Source organism: Amycolatopsis sp. NPDC088138 (genome assembly GCF_044741685.1).
Lineage (GTDB): Bacteria > Actinomycetota > Actinomycetes > Mycobacteriales > Pseudonocardiaceae > Amycolatopsis.
In genome coordinates, this window is sequence record NZ_JBIUTB010000001.1 from 1,200,469 (window position 1) to 1,213,171 (window position 12,703).

Annotated in this window: 12 protein-coding genes; 5 read left to right on the plus strand and 7 right to left on the minus strand. The window is 72.4% G+C overall.

What is annotated here, in order from left to right; translation table 11 throughout:
* Position 1 precedes the first annotated feature (1 nt).
* The 3 genes from ACIOD2_RS05530 to ACIOD2_RS05540 all read right to left on the minus strand — a co-directional run bounded on the left by ACIOD2_RS05530 (position 2) and on the right by ACIOD2_RS05540 (position 4,089).
* Positions 2–2,017, minus strand: a complete 2,016-nt coding sequence (locus ACIOD2_RS05530; RefSeq protein ID WP_400534720.1) for a neutral/alkaline ceramidase — start codon at positions 2,015–2,017, stop codon at positions 2–4.
* Between the two features lie 119 nt (positions 2,018–2,136).
* Positions 2,137–3,162, minus strand: a complete 1,026-nt coding sequence (locus ACIOD2_RS05535) for an LLM class F420-dependent oxidoreductase (protein ID WP_400534722.1) — start codon at positions 3,160–3,162, stop codon at positions 2,137–2,139.
* A gap of 9 nt (positions 3,163–3,171) precedes the next feature.
* Positions 3,172–4,089, minus strand: coding sequence for an oxygenase MpaB family protein (locus ACIOD2_RS05540; protein WP_400534724.1), 918 nt, complete (start codon positions 4,087–4,089; stop codon positions 3,172–3,174).
* An 85-nt stretch (positions 4,090–4,174) separates the two neighbouring features.
* Between ACIOD2_RS05540 and ACIOD2_RS05545 the strand changes: the two genes are divergently transcribed.
* The 5 genes from ACIOD2_RS05545 (at position 4,175) to ACIOD2_RS05565 (ending at position 9,005) form a co-directional block, all read left to right on the plus strand.
* Complete coding sequence (locus tag ACIOD2_RS05545) at positions 4,175–4,771, plus strand: TetR/AcrR family transcriptional regulator (protein ID WP_400534726.1); 597 nt, start codon at positions 4,175–4,177, stop codon at positions 4,769–4,771.
* Positions 4,772–4,819: 48 nt separating this feature from the next.
* A complete protein-coding gene (locus ACIOD2_RS05550; RefSeq protein WP_400534728.1) occupies positions 4,820–5,605 on the plus strand; it encodes an IclR family transcriptional regulator in 786 nt (261 codons plus the stop codon).
* A 106-nt stretch (positions 5,606–5,711) separates the two neighbouring features.
* Positions 5,712–7,535 carry a glycosyl transferase gene (locus ACIOD2_RS05555; RefSeq protein WP_400534730.1) on the plus strand — a complete coding sequence of 608 codons (1,824 nt, stop codon included), beginning with the start codon at positions 5,712–5,714 and terminating at the stop codon, positions 7,533–7,535.
* Between the two features lie 20 nt (positions 7,536–7,555).
* Positions 7,556–8,419 carry a DUF4397 domain-containing protein gene (locus ACIOD2_RS05560; RefSeq protein ID WP_400534732.1) on the plus strand — a complete coding sequence of 288 codons (864 nt, stop codon included), beginning with the start codon at positions 7,556–7,558 and terminating at the stop codon, positions 8,417–8,419.
* Positions 8,409–9,005, plus strand: coding sequence for a class F sortase (locus tag ACIOD2_RS05565; protein ID WP_400534733.1), 597 nt, complete (start codon positions 8,409–8,411; stop codon positions 9,003–9,005). Before ACIOD2_RS05560 ends, ACIOD2_RS05565 begins: the two co-directional genes overlap by 11 nt.
* Here ACIOD2_RS05565 and ACIOD2_RS05570 read toward each other — a convergent pair.
* From ACIOD2_RS05570 to ACIOD2_RS05585, 4 genes are read right to left on the minus strand one after another with little or no spacing between them, the layout of a single operon-like run.
* Complete coding sequence (locus tag ACIOD2_RS05570) at positions 9,002–10,153, minus strand: LLM class flavin-dependent oxidoreductase (RefSeq protein ID WP_400534735.1); 1,152 nt, start codon at positions 10,151–10,153, stop codon at positions 9,002–9,004. The genes ACIOD2_RS05565 and ACIOD2_RS05570 overlap by 4 nt on opposite strands.
* The gene (locus ACIOD2_RS05575) at positions 10,150–11,163 is read right to left on the minus strand and encodes an ABC transporter substrate-binding protein (protein WP_400534737.1); all 1,014 of its coding nucleotides are present in this window, start codon (positions 11,161–11,163) and stop codon (positions 10,150–10,152) included. Before ACIOD2_RS05575 ends, ACIOD2_RS05570 begins: the two co-directional genes overlap by 4 nt.
* Complete coding sequence (locus tag ACIOD2_RS05580) at positions 11,150–11,869, minus strand: ABC transporter ATP-binding protein (RefSeq protein ID WP_400534739.1); 720 nt, start codon at positions 11,867–11,869, stop codon at positions 11,150–11,152. The genes ACIOD2_RS05575 and ACIOD2_RS05580 overlap by 14 nt, the downstream gene beginning before the upstream one ends.
* Positions 11,854–12,678 carry an ABC transporter permease gene (locus tag ACIOD2_RS05585; protein WP_400534741.1) on the minus strand — a complete coding sequence of 275 codons (825 nt, stop codon included), beginning with the start codon at positions 12,676–12,678 and terminating at the stop codon, positions 11,854–11,856. Before ACIOD2_RS05585 ends, ACIOD2_RS05580 begins: the two co-directional genes overlap by 16 nt.
* Between the last annotated feature and the right edge of the window lie 25 nt (positions 12,679–12,703).

Sequence of the window (12,703 nt, forward strand, 5' to 3'; positions counted from 1 at the left end):
TTCAGGAGACGACGAAGGCGCGGGAAGTCCCGCTCAGCTGGGCGATCGCGCCGGTCAGGCCGTGCTTCCACGCTCCGAAGTGGACGACGCGGTACTTCCCGACCGGCGTGTTCGCCGGGATGTCCCAGGTGACCTCGGCGCGGGACTCGGACACGAACGTCCGGGTCCAGCGGAACTTCGTCGCCCAGTCGCCGTCGTCGGCGTAGCGGACCCAGCGGCCGTCGGCGTACTGCTGGATCTCCAGGAACGTGCCGTCGCGGCGCAGGTCGTTCTTCGGGTGGCCGGTCACGAACGCGACCGAGACCTGCTCGCCGCGCCGGTAGCTGCTCTTCGCGTCGGTGACGACGTCGCCGAAGCTCTTCAGCAACGGCGCGCTGTCGAAGACCACGCCGGGCTGGAAGTTGACGAGCTTGCCGCGCAGGTCGCGCGGGACCGGGCCGTGCGGCACCGAAGCGCCCGCCTTCATCGCCGCGGCGAGCTTCCCGAACTCCTGCTGGTACGCGGGCAGCGTGTAGCGGCCGAAGAGCGTCGACGCGCCTTCGTACTGCTGCGAGTCGTACTCCTCCGGCGTCGTGACGTACTGGCTGTAGGCGTTGGAATAGCCCTGCATGAGGACGTTCTCCAGCGGCACGCCCAGCTCGGCCGCGACGGTCTGCCGGATCCGCAGCCCGGCGACGATCGTGTACTCCGCCGGCCCGGCGACCAGGTGCAGCTGCCCGATCCGGACGATCTGCAGCGGCAGCACCTCGGGCGCCCACGGGTAGGGCTTCATCGCGCCGAACGGCACGGCGACGACCTTCGGCGCCTGCGCGTCGGCCAGGGCCTGCGGGATCGGCGCGTCGATGCCGCCGAGCCAGTCGATGAACGGGTTCTTGACGCCCTCGGGCAGCGGCAGGCCGGGGCCGTCTTCGGTGCTGCCGGCCAGCATCGAGACGCCGATGGCCGCGGTGCACGTCCGGTGCGGGCGGCCGTCCGGAGTGAACCGCGGGTCGACGTCGACGGCGGACATGTCCACGTAGGTCATCCGGTGGTCGACACCGCCGGTCACGGACTCGGTCGCCGCGTCGAACGCGCGTTTCGCCGCCTGGAACTGGAGTTCGCCGATGCGCTGGGTGTTCTGGAACTCCGTCTCGGGCGTGCCGGGCTGGAGGTCGAGGTTCGGCGTCATGTCGCCGGAGTTGGTCTGGGCGAACGCGGCGACGAACCCGGGCGGGCCGTCGAGGTAGCGGACGCCGGCGTGGTCGTGCTCCCACGTGTAGGCGGCGTACCCCTTGTTGTCGCTGCTGATCAGGTGGTTGCCGTTGCTCATCGACGTGCCGTGCGTGGCGAACCAGGTGATCGCGCCGACGTCCTTGCCGCCCTGGCGGAACCGCAGCACGGTGACGGCCGGGTCGATCGAGAGCGGGAAGTGGTCCTTGTCCGGGTTGAGCTCGAACGCGACGCGCGAGCGGTTCGCGCTGGCCTCGGTCAGCTCGGTCCGGCCAAGGCTGAGTTCGCCGGGCGCAAGGGTGTCGTGCGCGTGGCCGATGGCCTCGACGATCCCGGCGACGACGGCGTCGTAGGTCTGCTGCTGGAACCCGAGGATCGACAGGTCGTAGGCCGCGTAGTGCGAGTCGCCGCCGCACGCCGAATGCGTGTGGGTGGCGTTGAGCAGCACGTTCTGCTCGGTGTAGGTGTTCCCGTACTTCCGCGCCAGCTCACGCAGGACACCCTGGTGGACCGACTGGAACAGCGCGCCCAGCTCGGCGGTGACGAAGACGATCCGGTTCGTCCCGTCGTCCACGACGTAGGCGCGCGCCCGGGTGCGCAGGTGGATGCCGGCGGTCTGCTGCTGCGGCATCGAGTAGCCCATCATGCCGTTCTCGGCGGCGGGCCCGGTGACGTCGCCGATCCCGGCGCCGACCCTGAGCCCGGCCTCGGCGGCCTCGGCGGGTCTGGCCACGGGAGCACCGAAAGGCAGGGCAGCTAAGGGCAGAGCGGCGGCTCCGGCCAGGACGTGACGACGACTCACCCGCATACGGTCTCCCGACTAACGTGAACGACTTTCGCGTTAGTTGCGGACCGTACGTGACCCCGGCCACCCGGGCAACCCGACAAAAGTGCCGTCAAGCCGCCCGGGCGCCGTCGATTCGCAGGTCAGCCGAGGGCTTCGGCGATCTTCTCCAGGGTCGCCGCGTCCCCGCGCAGCAGCAGCTGGGTGACGACCGTGTCCTCCCACGCCTTCAGCTCTTCGCGGATCTTCGCCGCCGGCCCGATGAGCGAGGTGTCCTCGACGAGCGACGTCGGGATCGCCGCGACGGCCTCCTCCTTGCGCCCCGCGAGGTACAGCTCCTGGACCTTGTCCGCGACGTCCTCGTAGCCCAGCCGCGCGAAGACGTCGTGGTGGAAGTTCACGCTCTTCGCGCCCATGCCGCCGATGTAGAGCGCGAGCGACGGCTTGATCCAGCTCGCCGCCTCCTCGACGTCGTCGTGCACGATCACCGGAACCGACGCGGGCACCTCGAACGTCTCCAGCGTGTGCCGCGCGCCCGGGCGCGCGAAGCCTTCTTCCAGCGCGGCCTTGTAGAAGTCGTTGCTCTTGGGCGAAAAGAACAGCGGGAGCCAGCCGTCGCAGATCTCGGCGGCGAGGGCGACGTTCTTCGGGCCCTCCGCGGCCAGGTGGATCGGGACGTCGGCCCGCAGCGGGTGCACGGTCGGCTTGAGCGGCTTGCCCAGCCCGGCACCCCCCTTCAGCGGGAGCTGGAAGTGCTGCCCGTCCAGGGTCACCGGCGCCTCCCGCGCGAGCACCTGCCGCACGATGTCGACGTACTCCCGCGTGCGCGCCAGTGGCTTCGGGTACGGCTGGCCGTACCAGCCCTCGACGACCTGCGGACCGGACGCGCCGAGCCCGAGCACGAACCGGCCGCCCGAGAGGTGGTCCAGGGTCAGCGCGCTCATCGCCGTCGCCGTCGGGGTCCGCGCGGCCATCTGGACGATGTTGGTGCCGAGCCGGATCCGGCTGGTCGACGACCCCCACCAGGCCAGCGGCGTGAACGCGTCCGAGCCGTAGGCCTCCGCCGTCCACACCGAGTCGAAGCCGAGCTCCTCGGCCTTGAGGACCGCCTCCAGCGCACCCGGGGTCGGCCCGCTGCCCCAGTACCCGACGTGGAATCCCAGCTTCACGAAGACCTCCTAGACGTTCGGTGCGTAATGCTCCGGCTTGCCACGCTCGGACAGCGGCGGCAGGTTCCTGGGTGGAGTCTCGACCAAGGCGGCGTCCGGAGCCACCTCTCCGCGGACGCGCTGCCAGCCGGCCCGGGCGCGCGGGTGGTAGCGGCGATCGTGCGGGACGAGCTTGAACACGGCGTTGATCAGCTTCCCCGCCCGGCGGTGGCGGCGCGCGTCGCGCTCGGACCAGCGCAGGCCGAGCAGGTCGCGGATCTCGCGGTCGTACAACCCCGTCGTCAGCCAGGCGAAGTTGCGCGCGACCAGCACGCTCACCGGCCGCCAGAGCGCGTCCGGCAGCCACGGCAGGAACGGCGGCTTCGCGATCCCGGTGAGGTCGAGGACGTCGCGGGTGGCCTTGTTGTCCTCCAGGACCTCGGCGCACATGTGCTTCCAGTAGCGCTGGAAGTCCTCCCAGCTCGCCGGCACCGGCCGCATGGTCATGTCGTACATCCGCCACCAGGTGACGTGCTCGTCGAACAGCCGCCGCTTCTCCGCCTCGCCGATGCCACCCATGAAGTGGTCGGCGATGAGGATCGTGCTGACGAAGAACGTCGAGTGCGCCCAGTAATAAGTGTCGGGGTCGAGCGCGTGATACCGCCGTCCCCGGGCATCGACGCCCTTGATGCGGTCGTGGTAGCCGCGGACCTCGAGGGCGGTCCGGTGCGCGCGCGGGCCGTCGTAGACGACCCCGCCGATCGGGTAGAGCGAGCGGAAGAGCCGCTGCCAGCGCTCCTCGAAGAACCGCGAGTGCTGCTCGACGCCGGCGCCGAGGCCCGGGTGCATGTTCTGCATCGACCCGGCCCACAGCGCGATCAGCAGGCCACGCCAGTCGCCGAAGTACTTCCAGGTCAGCGAGTCGGGGCCCAGCGGCTGGGGGTTCATCGGCGGCTCCTCGTCGAGTCTCAACTGACTACGGCTGTTGTCAGGCTAGGATCTGACAACAGTTGTAGTCAACCGAGGAGCGGGTATGCCGGGCCGGACCTGGGCGGGCACGACACTGGACGACCGGAAGGCGCTGCGGCGCGAGCAGCTCGTCGCCGCGGGCCTCGAGCTGCTGGGCACCGAAGGCTCGGCCGCGACCAGCGTGCGCGCGGTGTGCCGGCACGCGAAGCTCACCGAGCGTTACTTCTACGAGAGCTTCGCCGACCGCGAGGAGCTCGTCGCCGCCGTCTACGAGCACGTCGGCGAACAGGCGCGCCAGGCCCTCGTCGACGCCGTCCGGGACGCGCCGAACCCGACGCTGCGGGCCGAGAACGCCGTGCGCGCGTTCGTCGAGCTGATCGTCGACGATCCTCGCAAAGGCCGGGTCCTGCTGCTCGCCCCGCTCACCGACCCCGCACTCACCCGGCGCGGCCTGCACCTGCTGCCGGTGTTCGCCGCCGTCGTCGGCGAGCAGCTTTCGCGCGGGGACGAGACCGAACGGCAGCTCGTCGCCGTCGGGCTGGTCGGCGCGCTGAGCAACGTCTTCATCGCCTACCTCGACGGCTCGCTGAAGGTGACGCGCGAGCGGCTCGTCGCGCACTGCGTCAAGCTCGTGCTCGGCGCCGACGACCTGTCCCGCTGACCGCACCACCAGCTGACAGTCCCGCGCCGGATCGGGCACACTCAACCCATGCGTACCGCTGGGCGGAACGAAGGAGCGAGCGGCGACGGTCTCGTCGCGGCCCGGCTCGCCGCGCTCCTCGAGGCTTTCCGCCCGGGCGACGAGTCACTCGGCGTGTCCGAACTGGCCCGCCGGACCGGGCTCGCGAAGACCACCGTGCACCGGCTCGTCGGCCACCTCGCCGAGACCGGACTGCTGACCCGGGAGGACGGCGCGGTGCGCCTCGGGCTGCGGCTGTTCGAAATCGGCCAACTGGCCTCACCCCGGAGAGGACTTGTCGAAGCGGCCCGGCCGTACCTCGCCGATCTCCGGGAGGCGACCCGCAACACGGTCCACCTCGCGATCCTGGAAGGCACCGAGGTCGTCTACCTCGACGTGCTGCGCGGGCCGGACGCGCCGACGCTGCCGTCGCGCATCGGCGGCCGGTTTCCCGCGCACGCGACCGGCGTCGGCAAGGCGATTCTCGCGTTTTCCGCGGAATCGGTGGTGGACAAGGTCATCGACGCCGGATTACCCCGGATGAGCCCGAAGACGATCACCGCGCCCGGGCTGCTTCGCCGCCAGCTCACCCGGATCCGCGAAGACGGGATCGCGCTGGAACGTGAGGAATCGGGCGTCGGTGTCGTGTGCGCGGCCAGCCCGCTGCTCGACGCGCGCGGCGTCGCGGTCGCGGCCGTGTCGATCTCGGGCTGGGCCAACCGGATGCGGACCGAACGGGTGGCCCCGGCCGTCCGCACGGTCGCGCTCGCGTTGACCCGGACACTTTCCGGATCCACTGCGGACAGTCGGAAATAATCTTGCAGGACAAGGGTTTTTGATCTTTCCGAAGATCTCTAGGCCGTCCGGATGACGTGACCTCCCCGAGCTGTACGGGTGATCCGCAGCGACTACGATCCGTCGAATGGCCCAGCACAGCTGGGGGACGACGTTCTCGGGCCACTCCCCCGCGACACTTTCCGAGCAGTCGGGTGCGCGTCCCTCGGCCGCGCACCGGCTGCTGTCCCTCGACATCGTGCTGGCGCTGCTGGCCCTGGCCGGCGGCCTCCGCGTGCTCTACCTCGCCGCCACGACGCCGGCCCTGCCGTCGGAAGCGGCGACCGTCGCCCACGCGTACGCGCTCGGCCACCTCACGCCGTTCACCGACGCGGGCGGCGCCGGGCTCAGCCGGTTCGGCTGGCTGCAGCTGTCCGCCTACACGATGGTCTCCGACGCGTTCGGCCGCTCGGCCACGGCGCTGGCGGCCGTCCGCGAGACGATGCTGGTCGCGGCCGTGATCGGCACGGTGCTGCTGTGGTTCCTCGCGCGCCGCCTCGGCCTGGCGCGCTGGGCGGCCACGGCGGCCGTGCTGCTGGTCGCGGTGTCACCGCTCGCACTCGGCCTGCAACGGCTGGTCGTCGTCGAGCACCTGGCGGCGGTCTGGGCGCTGGGCGCCCTGGTGCTGATCACCACGCCCGAGGCCAAGCTCCGCCACGACATCTCGGCCGCGGTGTGCCTGCTGGCGGCCGTGCTCACCTCACCGCTGGCGCTGTTCCTGCTGCCCGCCGCCGGCTGGCTGCTCATCCGCCGGTCGCCGGTCCGGGCGGCCCTGGTGGGCGTGCTGCTCAACCTCGGGCTGGGTGTCGCGTTCGGCCCGGCCGCCGCCGTGCTGCGGCCCCACCTCGCCGCCGCGGGCCGCCCGTCCGTCGCCGACTGGGTCGCACTGGACCCGGCGTGGGCGGTGCTGTCGGCCTTCGCGCTCGTCGCCGCGCTGGCCGTCGCCGCACTGCGGCCGTTCGCGGTGTCCGGCCTGCTGCTCGTCGCGATGCTGCTCGTACCGGGTGTGCCCGGTACAGCGGTGCTCGCGCTGCTGCTGCCGGTGACCCCGCTGCTGGTGGCCGGGGTCGCCCAGGCCGTCACCCGGCAGCGCCGGGCGACGCACCACGCCTCGGGCGGGGGGCGCACCGGGCTCGTGGTGGCCGCCACCGCCTTCGTGGTCGTCGTCGGAGTCGGCTGGGCGTACGGGTTCACCGCCCTGAAGCCGTCCCCCGACCGCAGCGGGCCGCTGACCGACGCCCAGGGATGGTTGCGGGACAACGCTTCCGGTGCCCGGCTGCTCGTCGACGACGCGGCCTGGGCCGAGCTCGCGAACGGGGGCTGGCCCACCGGCATGATGGCGGCGCCCGCCGCGTGCGCGGCCACCTGCCCGGCCGCCGAATGGGCGGTCTTCACCCGGGACGCCGACGACCTCCGGCAGCGCTACCCCGCCCTCGACGGCGCACTGACCGACGCCGGGGTGGTCGCGGCGTTCGGCTCCGGCGACCAGCGCGTCACCGTCTCCCGCCTCGATCTGCCCCCGGTCGACCCGGGCGCGTCGTCGGAGGACTCGGCCCGCGCCCACGCCGGGGCCGCACTGGCCGCGTCCACCCGGATCACCGTCAGCCAGGACGCCGCCGCCGTGCTGCGGGCCGGCCGCGTCGATCCCCGGCTCATCGCGACCATCGCCGCCCTGGCGGCCCTGCAGCCGGTGAAGATCACCGCGTTCCCCGAAGTCCCCGGCGAAGAATCCGCCGGACAGCCTCGCCGCCGGGTGCAGTTCGCCGGCGGCGGGGACGGCCTGGCCGCGTTCTACACCGGCCAGCGCGACCTGTTCCGCCCCTCGTCCGTCGCCCGGACCCGCGACGGCGTGCTCGTCACCTACCCGTTGTTCGCGCCCTCGGGACTGCTGGTCCCGTTCTCCTCTCCCTGAACTCCCCGAAAGGCCCTCTCATGCGCACCAGGCTCCTGCTCAGACCCGCCGGGCTGATCGCCGCGGCCCTGCTGATCGGCGCGCTGGCGCCGGTTCCCGCGTTCGCCGCGGCGAACGCGCCCGGGCCGGGCGTCGGCTGGATCCGCGTCGGGCACCTGTCCCCGAAGGTCCCGCCGGTGGACATCTACTTCGCGCCGTTCGGGCAGGCCGAGAAGGTCGTCATCCGCAAGGCCGGCTACGGCGCGGTCACGCCCTACTCGTCGCTCGACCCCGGCAAGTACACCCTCTCGATGCGGCCCGCCAACGCCGCGGCGACCACCCCGCCCGCGCTGTCGGCCACCATCGACGTCGCCGAGCGCAACGCCTACTCGCTGCTGGTCTTCGCGAACGGCCCGGACGGCACGCTGCACGGCCAGCTGGTGACCGACGACCTGACCCCGCCCGGCCCGGGCCAGGGCCGGGTCCGCGTCGTCGAGGGGTCGGCGGCCATCGCCCCGGTCACCGTCGACGGCCCGCAGGGCATGGCGATCGCCAAGGACGCGGCGTACGGCATGACGTCCAACTACGTCGACGTGCCGCAGGGGCGCTACCCGCTGCAGCTGAGCGGGGGCTCGGTGAAGTCCACCGCCGACGTCGACGTCAAGGCGGGCACGTCGACGACGCTGCTGGTCACCGAGGACGGCGGGGCGCTCAAGGCGAACGCGATCGCCGACGGCGCGTCGCTGCCCGACCCGCCGAAGTTCGGCGTCGAGACCGGCGGTGGCGGCACGGCGCCGGTGCCGTCGGGCACGCCGTTCTGGCCGGCGGCGTCGGTGGTCGCGCTCCTGGCCGCGCTCGCCGCGTGGCCGGTGCTGCGGCGGCGCCGGACCTTGCGTGCGCGCTGAGCTCGGCGCGCTCCTCGTCACGGCGCTGGTGGTCGCGGGCTGCTCGACGGCGGCCCCGGCCACCCCGCCGCCGACGGTGACGTCGTCCTCCACCCCGGCGGCCGCGGCCGGTCCGCAGCCGTTGCCGACGGCCGTCGAGGTCCTCCCGGTGCACCTGCGGATCCCGGCGATCGCCATCGACGCGCCCGCGCTCGTCCCGCTCGGGCTCGGACCCGACCACCAGCTCGAAGCGCCGGCGAAGTTCGGGGACATCGGCTGGTACGCCGACGGCCCGGTGCCGGGCGACCCCGGCCCCGCGGTGATCGCCGCGCACGTCGACTCCCGCTCCGGCCCGGCGCCGTTCTTCCGGCTGCGCGAGCTGAAGGGCGGCGACGAAGTGTTCGTCACGCGCTCCGACGGCCAGGAGGCGCGGTTCGTCGTGGACCGCGTCCAGCGCTACCCGAAGAACGCCTTCCCCACCGACGCCGTCTACGGTCCGGCGCCGGGCAGCGCGCTGCGGCTGATCACCTGCGGCGGCAGCTTCGACGCGGCCAAACGCTCCTACCGCGACAACATCGTCGTCTACGCCTCCACGCGCTGGGGTTAGAGCGCGGCGACGTTGCGTTCGGGGTGGGACGGCCGGTGCAGCGCCGGGACGTCGGCCAGCAGCCCGCGCCGGGCCAGCTCCGGCCGGACGCCGTCCCCGAACCAGTACGCCTCCTCCAGGTGCGGGTAGCCGGACAGCACGAACTCGCTGACGCCGACCGAGTGGTACTCCTCGATCAGGTCGGCGACCTCGCTGTGGCTGCCGACCAGTGCGGTGCCCGCGCCGCCGCGGACCAGGCCGACGCCGGCCCACAGGTTCGGGTGGATCTCCAGGCCGCGGACCCCGCCGTCGGTGCGGCCGCCGTGCAGCGCGACCATCCGCTGCTGCCCGACGGACTCGCTGGCGGCGAGCTGCGCCTGGGCCTTCGCGACCTGCTCCGGGCTCAGCGCGTCCAGCAGCTTCTGCGCCTCCGCCCACGCCTCGGCCGACGTGTCGCGCGAAATCGTGTGCAGCCGGACGCCGAACCGGATGTCCCGGTCCCCCGCCAGCGCCTTGACCTTGGCGATCTTCTCGGCGACCTGCGCGGGCGGCTCGCCCCAGGTCAGGTAGACGTCGGCGTGCTTCGCGGCCACCGGCAGCGCGGCCGGCGACGAGCCGCCGAAGTAGATCGGCGGCAGCGGGTCCGGCGCGGCCAGCGTCGTCGCGCCTTCGACTTTCAGGTGCTCACCTTCGAAGGTGAACGGCTTCCCGGACCACACGCCGCGGACGATCGTGAGGAACTCGTCGGTGCGCGCGTACCGGGCGTCGTGGTCGTGCCAGTCGCCGAACCGGCGCTGCTCGACCGCGTCGCCGCCGGTGACGATGTTGAGCAGCACCCGGCCTTCCGACAGGCGCTGGAACGTGCCGGCCATCTGCGCGGCGAGCGTCGGCGAGATGACGCCGGGGCGGAAGGCGACCAGGAACTTCAGCTTGGTCGTCTCGCGGATCAGTGCGGCCGTGGTGAGCCAGGCGTCCTCGCACCAGGTCCCGGTCGGCGTCAGGACGCCTTCGAAGCCCTGCCGTTCGGCGGCGCGGGCGACCTGGGCGAGGTAGTCGAGATCGGGGTCGCGCTGCGCGGCCGGACCGGCGGACCGGTTGGCGTGGAAGCGTTCCACGATCGTGCGGCCGTCACCGCTGGTGGGCAGGAACCAGTGCAGCCTGATGCTCATCCGTTGCTCCTAGCCGTCTCGAGGTCCGGACCGAACCGCCGGTCGGCGTACGCGGCGAAGTCCACCTTCCCCGGCAGAGTCTTGTCGTCGGTGAACGCGTCCGCGAGCTGTTGCTCCGATTTCACGATCGAGTCGTCCAGCGGAGCCGGCAGGTCACGGCCCGCGTCGACGGCCTTCTGCGCCACGTCGAGCTTCAGCCCGGTCTCCTTGGCCCACGCCGCCGCCCACTCCGGACGGTGCGCGTCGGCCCACTTCTGCGCCTTGACCACCCGGACCACGAAGTCCCGGATGGCCGAGTTCTTGCCGGGGTCGGCCAGCGCGGCGGTGCTCGCGGTCTGGAAGCTCAGGCCGTTGGACGAGCCCCGGCCGTCGGCCAGCACCCGCGCCTTGGCCTCGATCTGGGCCTGCGCGGTGTAGGGGTCCCAGATCGCCCACGCGTCGATCGTGTGCTGGGTGAACGCGGCGTAGGCCTCGGCCGGCTGCAGGAAGCTGATCTTGATGTCCTTGGTGGACAGTCCGGCGTTGTGCAGCGTGTTCAGCAGCTGGCCGTGCGCGGAGCTGCCCTTCGCGACCCCGACCGTCTTCCCCTTCAGGGAGGCGACGTCCTTCAACGGCGAGTCGTCCGGGACCAGGATCGCCTCACGTTCGACATTGCTCTTCGAGACGCTCACGACGGCGATCTTCGCCTTCGCGGCGGCGGCGAAGATCGGCGGCGTGTTGCCGACGCGGCCGATGTCGATCGCGCCGGCCGACGCCGCCTCGAGCAGCGGCGGCCCGGAGGTGAACGTCGACCATTCGATCTTGTACGGCAGGTTGTCGAGCCCCTTCGCCGCGGTGAGCAGCGACTTCACGCCGCCCTTCTGGTCGCCGACCTTGAGCGTCACCTTCGCCAGGTCGGCCGCGCTCACCGGCGGCGGCACCGCGGCCGGACCGGCGTCTTTCGCTGCCGAACCGCACCCGGCCAGCGCCAGAGCGGCCGCGACGGCGAGGACTCCCTTACGCCAGAGCATCTTCGGTCACTCCCAGGTCCGCCAGCACGCGGCGGCGGACGTCGATGTGGTCGGCGGGGTTGCGCGGCCGGGAGCCGCCCGGCCGGTGTTCGGCGACGATGCGGCCGCCGTCGAGGACGAGGACCCGGTCGGCGAGCAGCAGGGCCTCGTCGACGTCGTGGGTCACCAGCAGGACCCCCGGCAGGTGCCGGCGCCAGAGGTCCTCGACCAGCCGGTGCATCGCGATCCGGGTGAGCGCGTCGAGCGCGCCGAACGGCTCGTCGAGCAGCAGCAGGTCCGGCTCGCGCACCAGGGCACGGGCCAGCGACACGCGTTGCGCCTCACCGCCCGACAGCGTCAGCGGCCAGTCGTCGGCGTGGTCGCCGAGGTGGACCTCGGCGAGCGCCTTGTCGGCCAGCGCGCGGTTGCGGGACTTCGAGACGCCGTCCTGGCGCAGGCCCAGAACGACGTTGCGCCAGACCTTCCGCCACGGCAGCAGCCGCGGCTGCTGGAAGGCGACCGAGACGGTCCCGTGGACGTCGGCCTTCCCCTCGACGGCACCGTCGAGCCCGGCCAGCACCCGCAGGAGCGTCGACTTGCCGGAGCCGCTGCGGCCCAGCAGGGCGACGAACTCCCCGCGGTCGATGGTCAGGTCGAGTCCACTGAGGACGGTCCGGTCGCCGAACCGCTTGGTCAGGTTTCCGACGTCCGCTACCGGGTTCGCCACCGCAGCACCTTCCGTTCCAGCAGCCGGACCAGCGCGTCGGTGACCAGGCCGAGCAGGGCGTACAGGATGAGGCCGACGACCACGACGTCGGTGCGCAGGAACTCCCGCGCGTTGTTGATGAGGTAGCCGACACCGGCGTCGGCGTTGACCGTCTCGCCGACGATCAGCGCGAGCCACGCGAGGCCGAGCGACTGCCGCAGCCCGACCAGGGCTTGGGGCAGCGCACCGGGCAGGATCACGTGCCAGAGCCGTTCCGCCCGGCTGAACCCGAGCGCCCGCGAGGCCTCGACGAGGTTCGGGTCGGCGCCGCGGATGCCCGAGTGGACGTTCAGGTAGAGCGGGAAGGCCACGCCGAGCGCGACCAGCACGATCTTCGTCTCCTCGCCGATCCCGAACCACAGGATGAACAGCGGGATCAGGCCGAGGAACGGCAGCGTGCGCAGCATCTGGACCGGCGGGTCGACCAGCGCCTCACCCCAGCGCGAGAGCCCGGACACGATGCCGAGCAGCACCCCGACGATCGCGCCGATGGCGAACCCGGCCCCGACGCGGCCGAGCGACACGGCGAACGCGTCACCGAGCTCGCCGCTGCGCGCGACTTCGACGCCGGCCTGCAGGACCGTCCACGGTGAACTGAGCTTGTCGGGGGGCAGCAGGCCGGTGCCGCTGGCGATCTGCCAGACGGCGACCAGCACCACCGGGCTGATCCACCGGCGCAGGTCGAAGCGGCGCCAGGTGGGTGTCTTGCGGGGCGGTCGTTCGGCGGCCGGTTCGGCGCGCGCCAGCACGCCCGTGGTGGAAATCGACACGGATTTCTCCCGGGACTTCAGTGTT